At 40.0% G+C, this 24139-nt stretch carries 17 protein-coding genes; all 17 read left to right on the top strand.

Going from position 1 to position 24139, the window contains the following annotated elements; genetic code table 11:
- Positions 1 to 40: 40 nt before the first annotated feature.
- Positions 41 to 532 carry an RNA polymerase sigma factor gene (locus tag H0486_RS11940; RefSeq protein ID WP_228353204.1) on the top strand — a complete coding sequence of 164 codons (492 nt, stop codon included), beginning with the start codon at positions 41 to 43 and terminating at the stop codon, positions 530 to 532.
- Positions 533 to 1045: 513 nt separating this feature from the next.
- Entirely contained in the window at positions 1046 to 3307 is a 2262-nt protein-coding gene (locus H0486_RS11935) for an ATP-dependent DNA helicase (RefSeq protein ID WP_228353203.1), read from the top strand.
- A 77-nt stretch (positions 3308 to 3384) separates the two neighbouring features.
- On the top strand, positions 3385 to 3648 hold the full coding sequence (locus H0486_RS11930; RefSeq protein WP_228353202.1) for a DUF6870 family protein: 264 nt from the start codon (positions 3385 to 3387) through the stop codon (positions 3646 to 3648).
- 188 nt (positions 3649 to 3836) lie between these two features.
- The gene (locus tag H0486_RS11925; protein WP_228353201.1) at positions 3837 to 5513 is read left to right on the top strand and encodes a recombinase family protein; all 1677 of its coding nucleotides are present in this window, start codon (positions 3837 to 3839) and stop codon (positions 5511 to 5513) included.
- A 1-nt stretch (position 5514) separates the two neighbouring features.
- Complete coding sequence (locus tag H0486_RS11920; protein WP_228353200.1) at positions 5515 to 7224, top strand: recombinase family protein; 1710 nt, start codon at positions 5515 to 5517, stop codon at positions 7222 to 7224.
- A complete protein-coding gene (locus tag H0486_RS11915; protein WP_228353199.1) occupies positions 7217 to 8809 on the top strand; it encodes a recombinase family protein in 1593 nt (530 codons plus the stop codon). Before H0486_RS11920 ends, H0486_RS11915 begins: the two co-directional genes overlap by 8 nt.
- 194 nt (positions 8810 to 9003) lie before the next feature.
- On the top strand, positions 9004 to 10194 hold the full coding sequence (locus H0486_RS11910; protein ID WP_228353198.1) for a recombinase family protein: 1191 nt from the start codon (positions 9004 to 9006) through the stop codon (positions 10192 to 10194).
- A 12-nt stretch (positions 10195 to 10206) separates the two neighbouring features.
- Entirely contained in the window at positions 10207 to 11613 is a 1407-nt protein-coding gene (locus H0486_RS11905) for a recombinase family protein (RefSeq protein WP_228353197.1), read from the top strand.
- A 401-nt stretch (positions 11614 to 12014) separates the two neighbouring features.
- On the top strand, positions 12015 to 13070 hold the full coding sequence (locus H0486_RS11900) for an exonuclease domain-containing protein (protein WP_228353196.1): 1056 nt from the start codon (positions 12015 to 12017) through the stop codon (positions 13068 to 13070).
- 1012 nt (positions 13071 to 14082) lie between these two features.
- Positions 14083 to 15039 carry an AAA family ATPase gene (locus H0486_RS11895; protein WP_228353195.1) on the top strand — a complete coding sequence of 319 codons (957 nt, stop codon included), beginning with the start codon at positions 14083 to 14085 and terminating at the stop codon, positions 15037 to 15039.
- Positions 15040 to 15044: 5 nt separating this feature from the next.
- Positions 15045 to 17531 (top strand): S8 family peptidase, encoded by a 2487-nt coding sequence (locus H0486_RS11890; RefSeq protein WP_228353194.1) that lies wholly within the window; start codon positions 15045 to 15047, stop codon positions 17529 to 17531.
- 223 nt (positions 17532 to 17754) lie between these two features.
- Entirely contained in the window at positions 17755 to 20709 is a 2955-nt protein-coding gene (locus tag H0486_RS11885) for a TOTE conflict system archaeo-eukaryotic primase domain-containing protein (protein ID WP_228353193.1), read from the top strand.
- A gap of 71 nt (positions 20710 to 20780) precedes the next feature.
- Entirely contained in the window at positions 20781 to 21950 is a 1170-nt protein-coding gene (locus tag H0486_RS11880) for an IS1096 element passenger TnpR family protein (RefSeq protein ID WP_228353192.1), read from the top strand.
- Positions 21951 to 21961: 11 nt separating this feature from the next.
- Complete coding sequence (locus H0486_RS11875; RefSeq protein ID WP_228353191.1) at positions 21962 to 22516, top strand: tetratricopeptide repeat protein; 555 nt, start codon at positions 21962 to 21964, stop codon at positions 22514 to 22516.
- Positions 22517 to 22650: 134 nt separating this feature from the next.
- A complete protein-coding gene (locus tag H0486_RS11870; RefSeq protein ID WP_228353190.1) occupies positions 22651 to 22911 on the top strand; it encodes a hypothetical protein in 261 nt (86 codons plus the stop codon).
- 29 nt (positions 22912 to 22940) lie between these two features.
- Entirely contained in the window at positions 22941 to 23360 is a 420-nt protein-coding gene (locus H0486_RS11865) for a hypothetical protein (protein ID WP_228353189.1), read from the top strand.
- A gap of 26 nt (positions 23361 to 23386) precedes the next feature.
- Positions 23387 to 23842, top strand: coding sequence for a UPF0158 family protein (locus tag H0486_RS11860; RefSeq protein ID WP_228353188.1), 456 nt, complete (start codon positions 23387 to 23389; stop codon positions 23840 to 23842).
- Positions 23843 to 24139: the final 297 nt, after the last annotated feature.

Genomic DNA, 24139 nt, shown 5'->3' with positions numbered 1-24139 from the left:
CTGTTTTGGCATTCCAGCAAAACAGATTGGAGGAAAGGACATGGAAAGCTATAAAAAGAGTGATTATGCCCTAAATAAGTTTAGTGAGGGCATCGTTTACCGTTTTGCAGACCGTATCGTAGAGGTCACACTGGAGAGGTACCTTTCGGAAAACCCCGGCAAAACGGAACAGGATTTTTTAGAACTGAAGGCTCTGTCGGATGAAATTTATCACGATCAAGACCTTGCAGATAACCGTTACAACAAGCGCAAGCGGACACTGAACGGCATGGAGGAAGTGGACAAGCCTTCTGCCTTGTCCATGGACGAGCAGTTCATACGGAAACATGATGAAACCAATGCCAGAAAAGCAGCGGATAGGCTTTTGCATAGTGGAAAGCTGACGGAAACCCAGCAACGGAGGTTTGTCCAGCATTTCTTTCAGGGATTATCCATACGTCAGATAGCTGCCTTGGATAACGTGGATTATCGGGCGGTTTGGGATAGTCTGCATTGGGCTTCAAAAAAATTAAAAAAATTTTTCTCTGAATGACTCATCACCCCCCCTGTTTTCGGACGTTGGGTGAAAGGAATTTTTCAAATCGCCTTTCGCCTGAACATTGAAAACAGAATACGGGTGTGATGGGTACATCACCGGCAGGGGGAGCAACACGCTGGGACACGCCAAGACGAGGGCAATGCCCTCCGAGCGATACTGTCTGCGGCAGTTACGCCCCATGGTGGGACGGATTGCGACGATCCCTGCCGGTCATCATGGTACTTCTATCTTGAACGCTTCACCGCATTGGATAGCCCGGCAGACGGCCGGGAAAACGCATCACCCTCATTTGAGAAAGAATGAGGGGCGGCTTTTATGGAGTCCGGCAGCACCAGCCGGATCGCTTGTCACACCTTTGCTTTGATATAAAAATCTATCGTGTTCTATCGGAGCGATAGAAACCATGCGGCGGAACAGGCTTATTGAGTCAACAAACTTTCAACCCTTTTCCTGATTCCGCCGCATTCTTGTGTCGCTCCTTTAGGCAAGCAAAGGAGGCAAAATATTATGGAACAACCTGTCTACATGGCAGATATTCAAAATAAGATTTATGAAGCAGGCTTAATTCGGCAAGAGGAACGCATTGTGCTGACGGCCGAAAACTGCGTGCTTTTAGAATACTACACCGGAAAAACATACAGCTACCGCATGGTGGAGCTTTCTACCTTAAAGGCAAAACGGCTCTTTTCCAAAGCGGCGCCGCTGAATGAAAGCGGCTATCAAAAAGCGATGGACAAAATGCTTTCGCAGGCAGTATCGGAACCGGAAAGCACCTTTTCCATCAAGCCTGTCGTGAGAGCAAGAAATCTGCTGGAACACATTTTTTCAAACATTCTGCCGGAGCATGGTATGGACTTTCGGGAGAATCAGGCGGCTCTTGCACTGGAAATGCTGGAGTCCTTGCAGGGAAACAGGCTGGCGCTCTGTGAGGCCGAGGTGGGTACAGGCAAAACCCATGCCTACATACTGGCCGTAACGGTCCACAACCTGTTCAGCAACAATAAATTGCCGACGATTATCTCAACTTCCACCATCGCCCTGCAAAAGGCACTGACGGAAGAATATATCCCTCAGATTTCCGATATTTTGATGGAACACCGTATCATTGATAAACCCCTGTCCTTTGTGGTCCGCAAGGGGAAATCCCATTATGCCTGCGACAGCCGGGTAAAGGGGTATCGTTCCTCTATCACACACAATGACCGCCATGAGGATAAGGAACTGCTTTCTGTCCTGACCGGACTTTTTACCGGAGCCTGTCCCCTTGATTTGGATACGCTCCCCTTAACGGACTATGTGAAATCCTGTATCAATGTGGAACGCTGCCATCTGAACTGCCCGCTGTCCTCGGTCTGCCGATACCGTGGCTTTATCCGAAAGGCACAGTCCCTTGGATATGACTTTCAGATCGCCAACCACAACCTTGTGCTGGCGGATGTCCTTGGCAGGAAGAATGGGAGAAGGTCCTTGTTCCCGCCCCGTGGAGTGGTAATTTTTGACGAGGCCCACAAGCTCCTTGATGCCGCAAGGCAGATGTACGGCATGACGCTGGAAAATGTGGAGTTAGAACGGCTGGTGGCAAGTATTTACCATACCATAGGCGCAGGCAATCCTGATAAAGCGGAGATCGTCAGGATATGCGAAACCATGCAGGAACAAAACGCTTTACTCTTTGAAGCCCTGCGGTATGCCGCAGGCATAAGCTATGATAAAAACTGCTATGCCGTACAGATTGACTTAAACTGCATACGAGCTTTGAAAACACTGATGGCTGTACTGCGCAGACTGTCGGTGCTTTTTTATACGACCGCCCGTGAAAAAAGGGATCGGTACGACCGACTAGTGAACCGCATGGAGCAGCAGGAAACCAAGCTATCCATCCTGTTCCATCATGCCAGTTCTATTCTTTGGCTGGAAATGACCGGAGCAACGGCCAGCCGGGTCTGCGTCTTGCCAAAGCAGCTTGATTATCTACTGTCGGAGGACATTTGGCAGGAAGAAATTCCGTATATCCTGACCTCCGGTACGCTTTCTGTGGGGAGTGACTTTTCGCATTTCAAGCGAAATAGCGGAATTATTCTGGCAGAGAAACGCCGTGTCTTTGAAACCAGCAAGGCTTCTCCCTTTGATTATCCGAACCATGCTCTGTTGTATCTTCCGCAGGATATGCCCACTCCTTCAGACAAGGAGAGTGGTTATTTTCAGGCGGTGGTCAATCGGCTGGTGGAGCTGATCGAAGCGACCCATGGGCATACCCTGATTTTGTTTACATCTTACCGCATGATGGAGCAGGCATATGACGAGCTGTGCGGACGAATCACTTCATTTCCCCTGTTCCGCATGGGCAAAGGTCGTCTGGATGCCATCGACGCTTTTCGTAAAAGCGGAAACGGTATCCTCTGTGCCAGTGACAGCGCCGGAGAGGGCATTGACCTTGCCGGGGATATTTTATCTTCCCTCATTGTGGTACGGCTTCCGTTTCCGGCACCCGATCCGGTGCTGGAATATGAAAAGACCCTGTATCCTGACTTTTACGGCTATCTGAATGAGGTCATTGTGCCGGGTATGCTTATCAAGCTGCGCCAATGGTTTGGCCGAGGAATCCGCAGAGAAACGGATACCTGTGTTTTTTCTATCCTTGACAGTCGGGCAAGCAGACGCTACCGGAACGATATACTGGCGGCATTGCCTGATATGCCCGTTACCCATCAGCTTTCCGATGTAAAGCATTTTATCTCGGTTAAAAAACAGGGCGCCTACTTTGATTAAGTGGGCGCCCTGCGCTTTGGTAATAGGACAATCAGAGGTTTTCATATAGATGATAAGAGGAAGCAAGGAGGGTGGCCATGGAGAGATTTGATGTAACACAGATGAATTTGGAAAAATTGCGTCAAGTGGATGTTCGGACGGTCGATCCGGCAACGCTTGTAGATATAAGAGAAATTAAAGTAGACAGGAACCTTCCCAAAGTGGAGCGTCAGAAAGAATTTATGAGGCAAATTGGGAACCCCTATTGTTTTAGAGTGGGCAAAATTGCTGTCAGCGTAGGCTTTGCAACCAATGGCGCATCCTTTGAACAGCGGATGGAACACTATTTACAAACCTTGTGAGGCAATGAGTATGAGTAATCATTATGAGGAGCATGAAAATAGGGAATCAATCTGGACGCGAGGGGAGTTTTGTGGTAAGCTGAGTCACAAATCCGTAGGAGGTTAGGGTAAGCCCCCTGCGGTATAGGACTTGCGGTAAAACTCCCGATTGGTTTTCTGAAATTCAGAAGCGATTAGGAGAATACCGAATGGACACAAAACAAGCAACCTTACACTATATTTGTGATATGTATTTGCGCCTATCCCGTGAGGATGGCGATAAAGAGGATGGAAACAAATCAGAAAGCGATAGCATCGCAAACCAAAGGGATTTAATTTCCGCCTTTTTGGAAAAGCACCCCGAAATCACGCTGCATAAAGTGCGGATTGACGACGGTTATACCGGGGTTAACTTTGACCGCCCAGACTTTATTTCTATGATGGAGTCGGTTAAAAACAAGGAAATTAACTGCATTATCGTCAAGGACTTTTCACGCCTTGGCAGAAACTTTATTGAAACGGGAAAATACATTGAAAAAATCTTCCCTTTCATGGGTGTGCGCTTTATTTCCATCAACGATGATTATGACAGTGCAAAGCCCAAAACAGCATCGGATAATTTGATTGTGCCGGTCAAAAACTTAATGAACGATGCGTACTGCCGGGATATTTCCATTAAAATCCGCAGTCAGCTTGAAATCAAGCGCAGAAAGGGACAGTTCATTGCGCCCTTTGCTGCGTTTGGCTATCTGAAAGACCCGGAGGACAGACATCATCTGATTGTTGATGAATTTGCGGCCGGTGTGGTACAGGATATATTCAAGCTATTTTTGAACGGTTATTCTGCCCAAGCGATTGCAGAATACACAAACAAGCGCGGCATCCCCTCGCCGTTAGAGTACAAACGTTTGATTGGAAGTAACTATCAATCTCCATTCAAAAGAAACCCAAAGGCGCAATGGACGGCTGTTACCGTCTTGCGTATTTTGAAAAACCCCCTGTATATCGGCGTACTGGAGCAGGGAAAGCGCAGCAGTCCGAATTATAAGGTGAAAAAGCAGTTTGCGGTACCGCAGGAGCAATGGGCAGTCCTGGAAAACACCCATGAGCCGATTGTGAGCAGGGATACCTTTGAAAATACCGCAAAAATCTTGCGCACTGATACCCGCACGGCTCCCGGCGAGGAAACGCTGTTTCCCCTTGCCGGGCTGCTTTACTGTGCCGACTGTGGGCGCAGCATGGTTCGGAAAAACAATTCCACCGCCAGCAATCCTTATTATTATTATATTTGTTCTGGCAGCAAAGAGAAAAGCGGCTGTAAAAGCCACAGCATTCGTGATGAACTGCTGATTGAAGCCGTGTTTGCAACGGTTCAGGCACATATCCGTTTTGTTCTTGAAGTGGAACAGACCCTTGCCGACATTGCAAGGCTGCCCTATACCGGCAGGCAGGTCAAAAAGACGGATGAAAGGTTGAACGCCAAGCAATCTGAGGTAGAGAAATACCGCCGCTATCGAATGAAACTCCATGAGGATTATACGGATGGAATCATCACCCGTGAGGACTATATTGCTTTTGGCAGGCGTTATGACCAAAAAGTGAAGGAAGCCGAGGACGCCATCCTTGCTTTGAGTCAGGAGATTGACCGTCTTGTAGAGGGCAAGTCCGAGCAGCAACAATGGATTGCCTACTTCAAGCGGCATCAGGACATTGAGGAATTAAACCGCAAGTTGGCGGTAGAACTCATTGACCGCATCGCTGTGTACGAAGACCGGCGCATACATATTGATTTCAAATTCCAGTATGAATATGAAAACACGATGGCTTTCATTCAGTGTGTGGAACGTATCGTGCCCAAGCCATCTGACCACAGGGAGGTGGTGTAATATGGCGAGGAAAAGCAAGTTCAGGCATATCTCGGCGCAACAGGAAATAAAGTTAAAGATCTATAAAACGGGGGCATATGTGCGGCTTTCCGTGCTGGATGGGCATAAGGAGAGCAGCGACTCCATTGAAAATCAGGAAGCCATGCTCCGTGCATATATTGCAAACGACCCAAGCCTATCCCTTCACTGCGTCTATACGGACAACGGGGAAACCGGGGTCAACTTTGTAAGAGATGATTTTGAACGACTTTTGGATGATATACGCATGGGCAATGTGGATTGTGTCATTGTCAAAGACCTCTCCCGCTTTGGAAGAAATTACATTGAAGCAGGAGAATATCTGGAAAAGGTATTTCCGTTCATGGGCGTGCGCTTCATCTCCATAAATGATGGCTACGACAGCCTTGACCCCTCTACCCTCGACAGCCTTACCATCCATCTAAAAAACCTTGTAAATGATATCTATGCCCGTGACATCTCGCAGAAAATCTGCCCGGTACTCCGTGGGAAGCAGGAGCGTGGTGAGTTTATCGGGGCATGGGCAGCATATGGCTACTTAAAAGACCCCAAGGATAAGCACCGCTTGATTGTAGACGAGGAGACTGCCCCCATTGTGCGGGATATTTTCCGCTGGCGGCTTTCGGGAATGAGTTACCAAAATATCGCACGGGAGCTGAACAGGCGTGATATTCCATCCCCCAGCCGTTACCGCTTTGAAACAGGGATGGTAAAAGACAAACGCTTTGCCAATACGGTATGGAAAATAGCGGTGATTAAATCCATGCTGTCCAATGAGGTTTATTTGGGACACATGGTACAGGGCAGAAAACAGGCGGCACTTTGGAAGGGACAGGAGCAGACCTACATACCCAAAGAGCAGTGGATTGTTGTGAAAGACACCCATGAGGCCATTGTTGCAGACTCCCTGTTTAGTAGCGTGCAGCAGCTCAACGAGCAGATGACAAGTGCGTATTATGAGAAGCAGACCCGATTCACAGAGGTGGTGAACACCGAAAACATCCTGAAAGGACTTGTTTGCTGTGGTGACTGCGGAACCAATCTTGTGCGGTATAAGAACGTGCGGGAAAACAAGCATAAGATACCGAAATTCCATGTTTGGTACAGCTATATTTGCCCCGTTCATGCCACCGACACTGACCGGTGTTCCTTTATAAGCATACCCGAAACTGAACTTTTGGAAACAGTTTTTGGCGTGATACAGTCCCAGCTTATGACGGCTTTGGATATGGAAAAACTCATCCAGAGTACAGCGAATCAAAGCACCGTTCTCTCCCAAAAGCAGAAAATCAAGCAGCGTATAGAACAGACAAGGGGACAGCTTGACCGGGTAGCCCGTCTGAGGGAGAGTCTTTGTGATGACTACTTAGATCGGCTGATGGATGAAAAGGACTATCTTTATGCCCAAAACCGATATAAGGAGCAAGAAACAGAGCTGGCCGCCCTTTTAAGTGAGCTTTCGGCACAGGAGCAGTCTATCATAGAAACACGGACAGAGGAAAACCCGTGGCTTCGGACGTTACTGCCCTTTCGTGAAGATTTGGCGCTGACAAGAAAAATGGCGTTGGAATTGGTGGATCAAATCATCGTCCACAGCAAGACCAACCTTACCGTAAACCTCCGTTTTGAGGATGAATACAGACGCCTGCAAGAAAGTCTGCTGTTCCGGGTGGAGGTGGCGGTCAATGAGTAGGGGCATTGTTATCGTTTTGTATATCCGTCTTTCCGTGGAGGACGAGGACAGCAGAGGCGGCATCAAGGATGAAAGTAACAGCGTGACCAACCAGCGGGATTTACTCCGCAGGTATGTGGAAAGCTGCCCGGAATTTCAGGACAGTACGGTCATAGAGCTATGTGATGATGGATTTTCAGGAACCAATATGCAGCGCCCCAATATACAGAAGCTCTTGCAGAAAGCCAAGGCAAAGGAAATTGACTGTATCATCGTCAAGGATTTTTCGCGGTTCGGCAGGGACTACATCACAGTCAGTGATTATGTGGATCAGATTTTCCCCTTTTTAGGTGTGCGGTTTATCTCGGTCAACGATGGCTATGACAGTGCTACTATGCAGGGAAAGACAAGCGGCGTGGACATTGCCTTTCGCAATGTGATCTACGGGTATTACAGCAAGGATTTATCCCTGAAAGTAAAAAGCGGCAAGATGACCAAAGCACGCAAAGGAGATTTTCTCAGCCCCTTTGCCCCCATCGGCTACAGGAAGGCCGAGGGTAACAAGAATCAGCTTGTCATTGATGAGGACAGCGCAGACATTGTACGGCGCATCTTCCGGTTGGCTGGAATGGGAATGACCACAAAGGAAATCACCCGCTTGTTTAATACGGAAAAGATTCCTACTGCCAGCATGATAAAAAACCGGCAAGGCCATCATCATAAATGGTGGAATGGTGTTGAGGGTGCTGACCTTTGGGATCACGGCATGGTAACGAGGATTTTGCGGGATGAACGCTATTTGGGTTCCGTCATCTATGGAAAACGATACCGTCCTCAAGTTGGAAGCCGACAAACGCTGAAAAGTCAAAAATCGGACTGGATTGTGGTGGAGGAAACCCATGAACCGCTTGTAACAGCAGAGGAGTTTCAGGCTGCACAGGACAATTTAGCGGAGTTTGTGGAAAAGGACAGCTTGCCATTTGCGATTCATCTGTTTACCGGCAGAATACGTTGTGGGCATTGCGGTTATACAATGTCCCGGCGATCGAAACCGACGCCCCAATTTATCTGCAACACAAAAAATAAAACATCCAGCTATGGCTGTATGAAAGGAAATATCAAGGAACATGAGATTGCAGGGGTTGTTTTGTCTGCAATTCATGCTTACATCAGGGTTCTGTTTGATGAAAAGAATCTGCTGCTAAAGGCAGGAAACAGTGACCGAATGGCCAAGCTGCAAAAGCAGATTGCCGTCTATGACTCCTCTTGCAAAGGGATTGCCGAGCAAAAAGCCGAATTATACGACGCCATGGCAGAAGAAAAGATCAGCAGAGAGCAATACCGGCACCAGCGTGAAAAACTGTCACGGGAACAGGCCGATATGGAACGGCTGATAAACCGGTTAGAAATTGAGCTGGTGGAGCTGCAAGGCAAATTGGCTGCTGCCAAGCAAGGAGAACCAAAGCTTCTGCACTATTTGCAGACGGACACCCTTACCCGGCAGATGGTGGTTGATTTTGTGGATTGTATTTATATCTATAATGATAAGTCCATTCACATTGATTGGATGTTCTGTGACAAAGGAGAAGAACGAGGACAGAAATAACCAGTTTTGATTTCTTGTTGGGCATGAAGAAAAGGGCGGCGGTACACAGACTTTGGTCTGCGACAGTCGCCCTTTTATATCGGGAAGGAAATGTTGCCCTCCGCCCCCTCATATCAAGCTACACTTAAATTTGCGATAATCATCATCCAACAGACAGTTTCAGATAAATATTTTATATTTTTTTAAGTCCCTACTTGACACAAGGTGATGAAGGAATATCGGGAACTGCATTACGGAAAAGAGAGGCTTTTCTTCAAATGATGGAAGATTGCAAGAGTAGAAAAATTGATGTGATATATACAAAATCAGTGTCCCGGTTCGGAAGAAATACAGTGGATGCTTTGGAAAGTATAAGAACGCTAATGGAATACAATGTAAATGTCATCTTTGAGAAAGAGCATATCGAATCCATGAAAGTAGAAGGCGAGTTGTTACTTACGGTGTTGATGGCCTTGTCGCAGAATGAGAGCAAGCAACAATCGGATAACGTAAAATGGGGAATTCGACGTAGGTATGAGCGAGGCGAGATACAAAGTATACCGCTTGGAACCTTACAGGGCTACGACAAGAATGAAGATGGAAATCTTGTGATTAATGAAAAAGAAGCTGAAATAATACGTCATATATACGACCTATATTTGAAAGGATATGGGCGCTATCGGATCAGTCAGATTCTTGAAGATGAAGGGATACCTTCAAACCAGGGCCATACGAAATGGTCTTGGAGTACGGTTGAGAAAATATTGCGAAATGAGAAGTACCGAGGGGATATGCTTTGTCAAAAAACATACAGCACGAATTATTTGACAAAGAAGAAAAAGAAGAATATGGGAGAACTACCTCAGTATTATATTGAAAATACACATCCTGAAATTATAGATAAGCGTATTTGGGATGTTGTAAAGTTAATGCATGAAAGAGATAAGAAATATGAAAAAGCACATTATCTCAACAGTTGTCATAGAGATACGGAACAACTTCCTTTGATCGGAAAGATGGTTTGCAAGCAATGCGGATACACATTTGTTAGAAGGAAGTATAAAAAGGCGAAACTGCAGCATCAGTATTATTGGTGTTGCGGTTCTTTTTATAAAAACATAGAGAGGCATCCTGATAAGTATAGCATCACAGACGAAAGACCAACACAGTTATTTGTTGAGGCTTGGAACAAGTTGCTTAGGAAAAAGGTGAGATATTCGAAAGTGCCAGCGAATGTTCTCGAGGAATATCGCAGGGAGGAACTTGAAGAATTATTTAAACAAGGTCCGCTTCAAATGTTTAATTATGAACGAATGCTTCAGACACTAGATCATATGGAAATAGGCGAAGATGGCTATGCTGACATTTACTTTTATGCCGGCACAATGGTTAGAGTAAAGATTTAAAGGAGGAGACACATGGCAAGAAAAATAACAGTAATACCTGCTCAGCAAAAGCAACTGCAGGTGGAAGATAATAAATCACAAAAGATACGAGTGGCTGCATATTGCCGTGTATCAACGGATCAGGAAGAACAGCTTAATAGTTATGAAAATCAGATTCGATATTATAAATCGATGCTGAGTGACCATCCGGAATATGAACTGGTGGATATTTATGCTGATGAAGGTATTTCAGGCACTAATACGAAGAAGCGAGCTGAATTTAATCGGATGATACAGGATTGCAGAAATCATAAGATAGACCGCATTTTTACAAAGTCAATTTCAAGATTTGCCAGAAACACTCTCGATTGCCTGAATTACATTCGAGAATTACAGGGGTTGGGTATTGAAATAATCTTTGAAAATGAGAATATAAAAACCTTGGATGGGCAAGGAGAAGTACTGATTACGATACTTGCAAGCCTTAGTCAGAACACATCAATGCAAATCTCTAGCAATTCCAAATGGGGCATTCACAGGCGCTACGAACAGGGCAAATACGCAATCAGTACTACCAGATTTTTAGGCTATGACATTGATGAAAATGGCAAGCTGGCTGTGAATCCAAAGCAGGCAAAAGTAGTGGAAGGACTGTATCGGGAATTTATGGCGGGAAAGACGGTTGGTTATATTGCCAGGATTTTTACAAAGGAAAAAGTTAAGAACTGGGAAGGTAAGGTAAACTGGCATGCAAGCACCCTGCAGAGTATGCTGGAGAATGAAAAGTATAAGGGGGATGCTATCTTACAGAAGGGCTATACAGCAGACTTCCTGACAAAGCGGCGAGCTAAGAATGAAGGCCAGCTTCAAAGCTTTTATATCGAGGATGATCACGAAGCCATCATAGATCCAGATACATGGAACTGTGTGCAGCAGGAACTGGAACGCAGGAAGAAGTTCATGGAGGAACATGGTTTAAAGGCATACGGGAACAATACAGAGAAGAATCCCTTTGCCTGCAAGATTATTTGCGGAGATTGTGGTAAGGCCTACACGAGAAAGGGATGGCGCCAAGGAAACGGGGAGACAAGGCTAGTCTGGCAGTGCATTGAAAGGTACCGGATTAAGGGAGTACTTGGATGTAGCAACAGGCATATTGATGACAGTACATTGCAGGAACTATTTATTATAGCTTGGAATAAGTTGGTTGCCGAGAAACGTTTCTACACTAGGAAGTGGAAAGAGAATATTAAAGGTGAGGATTTGCTAAATAAATATTATGCCAGAGAGTTCATACATATGGTTGATGATATTGGAATGATTGAAACGATGGAAACTAATCATATGCTTGCGACACTTGATAACATGAAGGTATTCTCGGACGGTCAGATAATCATAACATTCTTGGAAGGAACAGAGATAACAATAAAATGCGAATAAGGAGAAAGAGCCGGTAGGTAAGGTAGTAATCAGAAGTTGATTAGTGGTTTACCTACCGGCTTTTTGGGGATATATGAGATTATGAAAAAATGTAGGAGTAACTATTTGATTCTATTGATAATAGATCTGATGTTGTTGCTACTCTGTTTTGCTGTCAGTGTTTCAGGAAGGAATATGTTTCTATGACAGTGTGAAAGTCTACGGCATAAAGATATGAAATTTATTGCTATTTTTTATTATGGACATAGTATGACCAATATATATGTATAATTTAATAAAAAGAAGAGAAATTTGTAAAAAAAGCTATCTCTCTGACATTGATAATGGTAAAATATAGTATAAAATATTACAATATTACAAGTAGATTAGCGAGCAAATAATAAAGGGGGAGTATATAAATTATGATAAGTATTAGCATTGATGAGAGCGGTAAAATCATATTAAATGAATCAACAGGTCAGAAGCGTATCATTCGAGAGTATAAAGGAAGAAGTTTGGTAGATTTTCCTAATAAGTATGTTGTTGTAGATATCGAGACTACAGGACTAGATCCGAGATTTGATTCAATTATAGAAATTGGAGCTATACGTTATGAAATGGGTAAAGAGATTGATCGCTTCTCGGAATTGGTAAAGCCAAATTCTTATTATTATTTAGATGAAGAAGATACTAGACATACTGATGATTACTGTGTAGTAAATGGAAAACCCATTCAATATATTAATAGTTTTATTACAGATCTGACGGGAATTACTAACAAAATGCTAGAAAATGCAAGGGATACGAAAAAGGTTCTTGCTGATTTCGATACATTTTTATCAAATGATATTGTGATAGGACATAATGTTAATTTTGATATAAATTTTCTGTATGATGCATATCAAGAGATATTATTAAAGCCATTGATGAATGATTTTATTGATACAATGCGACTAGCCAGAAGAATACTTAAAGAGCTCAAACATCATCGTTTAAGAGATGTTGCCGAGTATTATAACCTTAATTATGATGGAGCGCATAGAGCAGTCGGTGATTGTAAGATTACAAATGATTGCTTAGTAAGTTTGAAAGAGGATATTCTATCAAAATTTCATACAATAGAGGAATTTCTCAAAATTTCGGGTAATCATAAGAGTGCATCAGCTAATGTCATAACTAGTCAAAAAACAGAATTCGATGAAGAAAACCCCTTATATGGAAAACTGTGCGTATTTACAGGTACGTTAGAGAGAATGGCTCGCAAAGATGCCATGCAGGTTGTTGTTGATTTAGGTGGTATAAATGGTGACTCTGTTACTGCTAAAACCAATTTTTTAATATTGGGTAATAATGATTACTGCTCACTTATAAAAGATGGAAAAAGTAATAAGCAGAAAAAAGCAGAAGAATTAAGACTTAAAGGGGTCGATATTGAGATAATTACCGAAAATGTATTTTATGACATGATAGAAAATTAGTTATTTTATCAATTAATAACCTGACAGGAGGTATTAAATTGGAATATGCGATTCAATTTCTGAAATGGATCTTAAACAAGTTATTATCATTATATATACGACCTAATATAAAGGTAAAAGAATTTTCTATAAATCAATTTGAAAACAAAGCAGATGTAGTAGATTTTGCATTGTTGATTACAAATTGATCTGAAAAAGCTATGTCTATTTCCAAAAAAAATTTATTTTTATATAATAAGAAAACTCTTATAGGAAAAATTGAGATAGTAAAGTATGAAATCGTTCGAAAGAATGACGGATTTGATACTTTAAATATATTAACTCCAATTGATGAAATAATATATCTACAACCGGGGGAAACAAAAAGAATTTCAATTTTTAAAGAAATAGAGAATTCGCATGAAGCCACAAGGATAATCTTTTCATATTACAACGGAATGAAATCGATTGAATATAAAATACCAATGAAATCAATTACATATAATACAAAATCTAATCATGTATATTTATGATATTCTGATGCAAAAGCAGTGAATATCTGTTGGAATTTTCTAAGAAGAGAACGGTGATTGCACTTACGGAAGGAAATACGCTTTTGTTAATGGTTCCGAGGTTTAAGAATCATTCAGTACATTTCTTCAGGAAAGATATTCGAATATTGTAACGACAAATTTTATGGAAAGGTGTTATAAAGAAGCAAGTGATAGTATCGCCCATGGAGGAGAGACTTGAACAAGCTTTGTCGAAGGAGCATAAGGGCGATAACGTAGTGCCTATATTTACCCCTGTTAGAGTAAAAAAGAACTGCGGTCAATTTGATTAGAAAAGGTGAGCAATTTATCGATTTGATTCCTACAAAACAAAATGCAACAGATAATGTGCAAGGTGAATTGTAGCTTTTTGTCTTTTTGTTTTTCGAGAGATATTTTTAGAAAAATTTTGTACTTTTCAATAATATGCGATATAATAATTATGAGAAAGTATATTTTGAAATAGAAAGCAGGTGAACGGCATGGCAAGTGGCGATCAAATTAAATCATTGCTTAATGCATATTATAATAGGGATGAAAATCGCTTTAAAACGGTAGCCCTACAGATTGCTGCAAGTGAAGCGAGAGCAGGTCATGCAGCATTAGCTAGAGAAATTAAAGAAATCATTGATAAAAATGGTTCTTCAAACAATATAGTCCAAATTAAAAGTGATAATCATCTAGTAGAATTCGTTGTTCCAGATAATAAATCGCAAGAATTGGTTGTATCTGAGGAGATACGAATAAGAATAGAGAGAATTCTGTCAGAATATCGGCAAAGGGAAAGATTGAGAAGTTTTGGTATGAAAAATAGAAGCAAAGTTCTTGTTGAAGGTGCACCAGGAACAGGAAAAACATTGACAGCTTCTGTAATAGCATGTGAGTTGAATTTGCCATTATATATTGTGCAAATGGATAAATTAATCACAAAATTTATGGGAGAAACAAGTGCTAAATTACGGCAAATATTTGATTTAATAGCTGATAATAGAGCGGTATTTTTGTTTGATGAATTTGATGCAATTGGTGCGGATAGAAGTCTTGATAATGAAGTTGGTGAAATGCGGAGGGTTTTAAACTCCTTTCTTCAGTTTTTAGAACGAGATGATTCAGACAGTATTATCTTAGCGGCAACTAATAATCATAAAATGCTGGATCAAGCATTGTTTAGAAGATTTGATGATGTATTACATTATTCGATTCCTGATGAAAAACAGATAAAAAAACTCTTTGAAATAAAACTTGGAGAATTTTATAAAGCAAAATCAATCACAAAAAAAGTAATAGAGTTGGCAAGTGGATTAAGTCATGCTGAAATTTCAAAGGCATGCGAAGATTGTATTAAAGACATTATATTGGAAAATAAGACATTGAGTTCAGAATTAATTGCAAAATCTTTAGTTGAACGGACTGGGGCATATGCAAGTAAGGAGGCATAAGATAATTGGCATTTCATAAGAAGAATATTTTTTTGACAAATACATATGAAGAGCATTCTTATACTTCGGATAGCACTGTAATAACAAAGAACTATAAACCAAGAATTCGCCAAGAACATGGAGAATATTTACTTAAACAATTGAATCAGGTATGGGCTGATGAAGATCAAAGAAAAGCTATGTTTGCTTCTATACGAGAGAGACAAGGAACATATATAGAGGTAAAAGGTGCAGAAAATTGTGATTTATTATTTAAAAGTCTTGAAAGTGCAAAACAAGGAATTGAATTTTTAAATTTACGAAATGAAGAAGTTGGAGAAGGGATTGTTCAGTCTGCAACTGTCTTTATTCCAGAAGGAAAAGAAAATTACTTCAATGACAGAGTTCAAAAGTATTTGCACGAAGAGACCAAAGATGGAAATATAAGGTATAAAGAATTGGTTGAAAGCATAGAAACAATCCAATTAGCTGTATTATCATCATTTTGGATTGGAGAAACTAAAGATATTCCGGACGAGGTTGATACTTGGTGTGAATTTTGGTTAAGAACAGCATCGGGCAGTGAAATAAACGAAGCAAAAGAATTTTATCAATTATGTGATCAATACCAGATATTACATGATGATAATTATATAGTGTTTCCGGAAAAAGTAATTGTTTTACTTAAAGTTAATAGAGAAAAAATTCAACATCTGATAAATATTAGTGGTAAAATTGCAGAAATAAGAAGAGCGCCTGTAGCAGCTGGATTTTACACAAAAATGAATTCTGGTGAGGCAAAAGAATGGATTGATGATTTAAAAGATAGAATTACTCAATCATCTCCAGAAAGTTATATTTGTATACTAGATACAGGAGTTAATAAAGGACACCCATTATTAGAAAATGTAATGGCTGATAATATGATACAAAGTGCGAACTCAGCTTGGAGGACAAACGATCATGAAGGCCATGGAACGGAAATGGCTGGGATCTGTGAATATTTTGAATTAGAACCATTATTAACGAAAAGTGAAAATGTAATACTAAATCATCATCTGGAATCGGTAAAGATTCTACCTGATGATGGAACAAGTACAGATCCTAAACTTTATGGAGCAATTACATCAGATGCTGCTAGTATAGCTGAAATTGCAAATCCTTCTGTAAAAAGAGTATATTGCATGGCTGTAACAGCAGACAAATATGCAACAAAAGATGGTAGCCCATCTTCTTGGTCAGCAGAGTTGGACAAGATTATATCGGGAGTCGAAGATGGTATCAAAAAAATATTTGTGGTTTCAGCTGGAAATGTGCAGACAAATGAAATAGAAGAGGTTGGTTATACTGATGCTAATGTAAATCATCCAATAGAAGATCCAGGACAGTCTTGGAATGCAATAACAGTTGGGGCATATACGGATAAAATAGAACTGAACGACACATGCTTTTCTGGGTGGTCTCCTGTTGCTGATGTTAGTGAACTAAGTCCTTTTAGTTCAACATCTATGACATGGGATTCAAAGTGGCCCATTAAACCGGAAATATTACTTGAGGGTGGAAATGCTATTACAGATGGGAAAAATGTTGATATAAATGATGATCTTTCATTACTAACAACCCATCGCAATCCTCTAATTCGTCCATTTTCAACGATTAATGCAACCAGTGCAGCAACAGCGCAAGCTGCAAATATAGCTGCAAGATTGATGGCAATAAATCCAACGCTTTGGGAAGAAACTGTTAGAGGTCTTATGGTTCATTCAGCAGAATGGACAGATAAGATGAGGCATCAGTTTTGCTCGGATGACAAGAAAACAACTGGGCGAAAAAATCTATTAAGAGCATGTGGGTACGGTGTAGCCAGTTTTGAACGAGCGGTTGAGAGTTTGAATAATTCTGTAAATATGATTATACAGGCAGATATTCAACCATATTGTAAAGAAGGAAGCTCATATAAAACGAAAGACATGCATTTACATAAGATACCGTGGCCAAAAGACTTATTGGTATCTCTTGAAAACACAGAAGTACGCATGAAAGTTACCCTTTCATATTATATTGAACCAGCACCGGAACAAAAAGGTTGGAATAATAAATATAGATATTCTTCTAGTGCACTTCGCTTTGAAGTTATAAATAAAAATCAAACAAAAGAAGATTTTTTAAAGAGAGTTAATGCGGCGGCACGAGGTGATGACAAGAAAGATAAAGGGGATGGTAGCGCTGGCTCGGATAGGTGGTATTTGGGGAAAGATAATCGAGATGTAGGATCTATTCACTCAGATACTTGGACCGGTGCTGCAATAGATTTGGCTGAAAGTGACTTTATTGCTGTCTACCCAGTAATTGGCTGGTGGAGAGAGAGACATAATCTTGGAAAATACAATGAAAAAATGAGATATGCTTTAATAGTTACCCTTTCAACCCCAGACGAAGAAATTGATTTTTATACACCTATTGAGACAATAATCGAAGAACATATTAAAACAGCAATAGCAATAGAAATTTAAGCGTTTTTTGCCTTATATATAGAGATTAAGGTAACTGCTGTATTGTTTTAGGGCATGCGTGTCATCATGGCATGTCCTTTTTCCGATTCCAGATATGTCGATAGAACAATGTAATAATACAGTGAATATCAATACTGATATTAGTAAGACTAGTCCTATCCTTTCATTCAGAAGGAATGAAGATGGTATACGATAGACAGGAAATCAAGATGGAGGTGCAAGAATGAATGTAGAGGCTTATGACCTTGACTCACTTAGAAAAATAGTGCGAACTCTTCAAAAAGAAAATGAAGCCTTGAAAGCTCAGTTGAAAAAGGCTGATATTGCATTCGATGTTCCAAATCCATTTGAGGAGAAAATAGAGAGTATTAATGAGTATGATCCTGATCAGGGAGAGCGTATTCTTGAAAGATATATAACGGAGGATTTAGCAAAACGATATTTTGCTATGTTTTGGGGTAGAGAAGATGTTTATGCCAAAAGAGGAAAGAATGGCGGATATTTTCCACAGTGTGATAATAGATGGAATGATGCTTTGTGTCCAAAACAACGTGGTGAAAAAATGTTTTGTGATGAATGTGAGCATACAAAATGGACTAAGCTTGATTTGAAGAAAATTGTAAGTCATCTTGTTGGTAAAAAAGAGGATGGAACAGATGTGCTTGGAATTTATCCGCTTTTACCAGATGGTACATGCCGATTCATAGTATTCGATTTTGATAACCATGAAAAGGATGCAGAGAAGACGGATTTTGCTAATACAGATGACGAATGGCATGATGAAGTTGACGCACTAAGAAAAATGTGTGAGCAGAATGGCATTAAGTCTTTGGTTGAAAGGTCTCGCTCTGGAAGAGGTGCTCATGTATGGATATTCTTTAAAAGACCAATAGCTGCATCTTTAGCTAGGAATTTTGGTTTTCTTTTGTTGGACAAGGGATCAGCTTCTATTAATATGAAATCTTTTCACTATTATGACCGAATGTATCCTTCTCAGGATGTTGCTAGTCGTATTGGTAATTTAATTGCTCTTCCATTGCAAGGACAAGCTCTTAAAAATGGAAACAGTGCTTTTGTGGATGAAAACTGGAATGCATATCCTGATCAATGGAAGGTATTGCTAGATGAAACAGAAAAACTATCGCTGGAAGATATCGAGAAGTATATGACAAAATGGAAGGTAGAACTTGCCGAAGCCAGGGGGATGCTTGCCAATTCAGTTACTGATAACAGACCTAAGCCGTGGAAAAAGAAGGAAGGATTTAAGAAAGCAGATGTTGTAGGAAAAGTGCATTTGGTTCTAAGTAATGGTGTATATGTTGATACGCTTAATCTAATGCCACGTTTACAGAATCAGATTCGTAGTATGGCGGCTTTTGATAATCCTGAGTTTTATAAAAACAAGCGTCTTGGTTATTCCAATTATTATAATTTTAGCGCTGTATATCTTGGTAAAGATATAGATGGGTATATAAGGATCCCGCGTGGACTGAAGGAGTCTATTATTGAAGAATGCGAAAAAGCTGGTATTGGTATAAATATTACAGATAAGAGAGAAAAGGGGCGTCCCATTAGAGTATCATTTAATGGGGATTTAAGAACACAGCAAGATCTTGCTGCCCAGAAATTACTTACTTATACCGATGGAGTGTTGAGCGCGGCTACTGCTTTTGGTAAGACGGTAGTATGTAGTTACCTGATTTCACAAAGAAAAGTGAATACGCTAATTTTATTACAGAGTAAAGATCTGCTAAATCAGTGGGTGGATGAACTAAATAAATTTCTGGATATCAAAGAAGAATCACCAGAATATGAGACAAAGACTGGACGAAAAAAGAAACGAGAAAGTGTCATTGGAATTTTACATGGAAGTAAAAATACATTAACAGGAATTGTTGATGTTGCTATGGTTGGTTCTATGTATAGTAAGGGTAAATTCAATGAATTAATCAATTCTTATGGAATGGTAATAATGGACGAATGTCATCATGCAGCATCAACTACATCTATGGAGTTATTGCAGAAGGTTGATGCAAAATATGTATATGGTGTATCAGCTACGCCTAAAAGAGGTGATAGTCTGGACAAAATCATATATATGATGCTTGGACCACTGCGTCATAAGTTCACTGCACTTGAAAGAGCTGAAGAACAGGGCATTGGGCATTATTTTGTTCCAAGGTATACCAGAGTGGTGGATACGGAAGACAGTAAAGATGATATAAATCGTGCGTATGGTTTGATTAGTTCAAGCAATGTTAGAAATGAAATGATTACTAGCGATGTAAGGGAATGTATCACAGCGGGACATACTCCAGTTATTCTTACAAAATATAAAGAGCATGCGAAACTTTTATATGACGAACTGCAAGGTAGTGCTAATCACGTATTTATTTTGTATGGAGACAATACGGATAAAGAAAATGCTGAAATCAGAATGTCTTTAAAAGCAGTTCCAAAAGATGAAAGCCTTATTCTGGTTGCAACAGGACAGAAAATTGGAGAAGGTTTTGATTTTCCAAGACTTGACGTACTGATGTTAGCTGCGCCAGTTTCTTTTGAAGGACGTTTAGAACAATATGTGGGACGATTGAATCGAGATTATGAGGGAAAAGAGGCAGTATATGTCTATGATTATATAGATTCTCACATTAGATATTTTGATAATATGTATGCAAAGCGTTTACGAACCTACAAAAAGACTGGATTTACATTATGGACTGGTGAAGAGGCTACAAAGCAAATAGTAAATGCAATATATGACTCCGGTAACTACGTTGAAGTATTTGAACAGGATCTTGTTGAAGCCGAAAAGAAGATTGTAATCTCAAGTCCTGAAATTATGCTTGATAAGATTGATCGGTTAATATTTCTTGTGAAGAGCAGACAGGAAGCTGGTGCCTGCGTTGTTGTAATAACAACGGCCCCTGAAAATGTCTCCTATGGTAGCCCAGATGTTTGCAATGAATTAGTAGAACAACTGAAACTAGCAGGAATTATAGTGAAGTTAAAAGAAGTAGTAGAAGAACATTTTGCGGTAATTGATGATGAACTTGTATGGCATGGTGGTATGAATTTACTTGGAAAAGAAGACGCTTGGGACAATCTTATGCGTATCAAAAGTCATCAGGTTGCGGCAGAATTACTGGAGATAGCATGGAGAGAAACTGTGAATTAGTAAGCTCAAAACAGTGAATACGATAAGAAAGTAAACTATACACACTTGATACAAGTGAATAAGGAGATTATATGGAATTATTTCAAAATGCAGCAGAAAGATTAAGAAGAGAGTATCAATGTTTCTTGGATTACTTGGAGATAAATGACGTACAGCTGTCGAAGCGTACTGGACATATTGGGAAAAAGGACTGTTTTGCATTGAACAGCCAGTTTGATATAGTGAGAGAGAGATATCATTCCTGCGGAAGAACGCAGGAGTATTATACAGTGATTGATTTCTTTTACTACTTTTCGGTGCGTACTGGTATTTTGCAAATTAGGAGTATGAAGGGAAAGGGCATGACTCTTCAAAAAGGTCAAAGATACCAATGGTTTTCTCAAATGGAGGCTATGGAACAATATATTCTTATGATGACGGTATGGCTGGGAGAATATCATGAAGCCTTAGGCAATTCCTATTCGGCGTATGTGGGAGGCAGGATATTTGAGACAATGACAGAGATAAGAGGAGAGGGAGCACTGTCGAATTCATATGGGAGAGGGATAGTGGCATTCTGTAAACTGAATTATTTTCATGAGGTTCGGATTTTTGCATTATTCCAATTGCTTCGCATTGACTGGATGGAAGAAACAGAAGAAGATAAAGATAATAAGTTTCGGGTTAAAGAACTTTATCAGACGGCTGAAGGATATGCATGGAAGGAACTATTGAAGAAGCAGGGCAGAGAATTTTGGTACACTCTGAATGTGAGCACTGTTCTTCCGGTCATAAGGAAAATCGTTAAAAATAAATCCGTTGACATCAAAGAGAAGTTGACGAGTTTTCTTGTATATAGTGAGGAAATAGGGGGTCATACAATTGATTTTAAAATAACAGTTGGTTCCTGTGTCAGGAAAATACTAATGGGGGATCAGTATACTCTGGAGGATTTGCATTTTCTGATACAAAAAAGCGTTAATTTTGACAATGATCATATGTATTATTTTCAAATTGGTTCTGGAACTCTCCGAAGAAGGTACTTTATACCGGAGTGTGAGGATGAAATATGGCAAGCAGATACGGTTTTAGCTGAACTTATGCTGTATGAAGGAATGCAATTCGAATATCTATTTGATTTTGGGGATCAGTGGCATTTTCAAATTACGGTAGAAAAAATAGTGACTGGACATATAGAGGAATGCCAGATTAGTACGATTAAAGGTGAAGCACCGGAACAGTATGATTGTGATTGGGAGTAATGGGGCTAGGGATGAAAAAGGAAGACGAGTATGACAATTTCGAAGAATGGGAAGCGGACAGCCATTTTCTTGATGAGAAAGATTGGAAGGGACTGGTTATATACAGGCGCAGGAAAGCTGAAATTAACCCTAATGATCAGTATGATCAATTTAAATTAGGAGAGGCTTATGTGCTGAATAAGGAATATGAGAAAGCAATCAGTTTTTTATCTGCATTACATCAAAAATATGCGAATGATCAAAATATACAATACAGCTTGTTAGATGCACTATTTGCTATTGGAAAAGATGAAACAGTAATAGATTGGATTATTAGGCCTACAGTTTTGAGACTCAGCGGGGAAATTTTAGATTATTGTTATAATTTTTTGCGAACAAAAAGAAAGCCAAGAACGGTTTATGATCTTTATCTGGAATTATACATGGAGGGCTATCTGGCATTTGATGAAGACCAGTTAATGGATTTTTTACATTCGGATAATAGGTTTATATTTACAGGACACGATGCTAGGAGCTATGATTGCTTTGTTACTGTTAATAGGAAAAAATGTTCGGTAAGAGATTAGACCCGCTATGATGGATGAACTCAGCAGATTATATCTCAGATAGTAATGCATTGAAGATCTCCAAACGAGTGGTTTACCATTTACATTGGTTTTGATATGATATAAATCATTGATATGAAAAGGATATGACATTTATGGCATATAGTACGGAATTATGGTTTGAAGCTAAGAAAAGATGTAAGCTTAATGATGAAGAAATACAAATGGCAAAAGAAATGGGACTTAATCCCAAGAGCCTAATAAAAAATATACCAAATAAAAATGAGCAGTGGAAGCTTCCTGTGAAAATATGGGTTAGAGATATGTATGAAGATAGATTTGGTAAAACAGGGGTCATATTAGACAACAAAAGTTTAAAGCCTAAAAAGAAAGTAGAAGAGTTACCATTTGATTGAGTTTGTGTGATAGAAGAAAGGGTATTTCAATGAACTACGAAGAATACGAAATGCAATGCAAGCAGCAACAAGAAAAAAGTAATAGCTACCTTGAAATATTTGAAAGAGATTTGATGGAAGCTGGTCTTACACACAAAACGATAAGTAATCATGTTGATAATGTAGAGTTTTACATTAATGATTATCTTCTAAGAGAAGCTCCTCTCGAGATGCAGGAAGGTTGTGGTAGTAAGATTGATATATTTTTAGGCTATTTCTTCATACATAAGTGTATGTGGTCAACTCCAGGAACAATAAAAACAACGGCGGCAAGTATCAAGAAATTCTACAAGTGTATGAATGAACATGGATACGTATCAAAAGAAGAATATAATTATCTCTGCACTACAATCAAAGAGAATATGGATGAATGGCAAGATGATTGTGCGGCATTTAATAATTTCTACTAATGAATTTAACGTCAGAGGAGAGGATTATGATGAAAAAAGTAACTATTAGTATCGAATATATTGCTGATGCTATGGAAGCGACAATGGATGGTTGGGAGCAATTTCTGAATTTGGAAACTGGAGAAATCGTATCTTTATCTGACGGAACTTGGAGCGATAGGGATGAAGATGATGAGGTTTTAGCTGAAGAAATTGATACAACAGACAAATATGTAAGACTTCCCAATCAGTATGATATTCATGAATATGAGATAATGGAAGAGTTTGCATATGCTACTCCGAACCAAAGATATCAGGAAAAGCTTTTACATGTGCTGCGTGGACGTAAACCATATCGTAATTTCAAGGATGAAATTAATTGTTTGGGAATTTCAGAAACTTATTACGCTTGGAGACTGATTACACTTTGTAAAAAAGCAAAAAATTGGTGTGAGGAAAATGAAGTTCCATATGAGATAAGAACAGAAGGGCTGAACATATAATGGCTAAAAAACAATCAGAAGCTTCTTTAAGAAAAAAGCTAAAGCAAATGGATGAAGTGAGTTTGATTTAAATGATAATTGACTTATATGAAGCAACGTACGCCAAAAGGGTGTTAAAAATTCTGTGTAGTTATGAGTACGGATTTTGAAAAACACTAAATATGCAAAAGGCTGTAACCGTATCTTCTATATATAATTGTTCGCTATGTAGTATAATTTCTAAATCTCGACGCATGTTGAGACGGTAGTATTAATGTCGAGGGTGTAAGTCTAGATTTTACTGAGTTTGTGGAAGCT

The sequence above is a fragment of the Variimorphobacter saccharofermentans genome (assembly GCF_014174405.1).
In the GTDB taxonomy this organism is placed as follows: Bacteria; Bacillota; Clostridia; order Lachnospirales; family Lachnospiraceae; genus Mobilitalea; species Mobilitalea saccharofermentans.
Note: the sequence above shows the minus strand (reverse complement) of the source record. Positions and strands in the feature narration are given on the sequence as shown.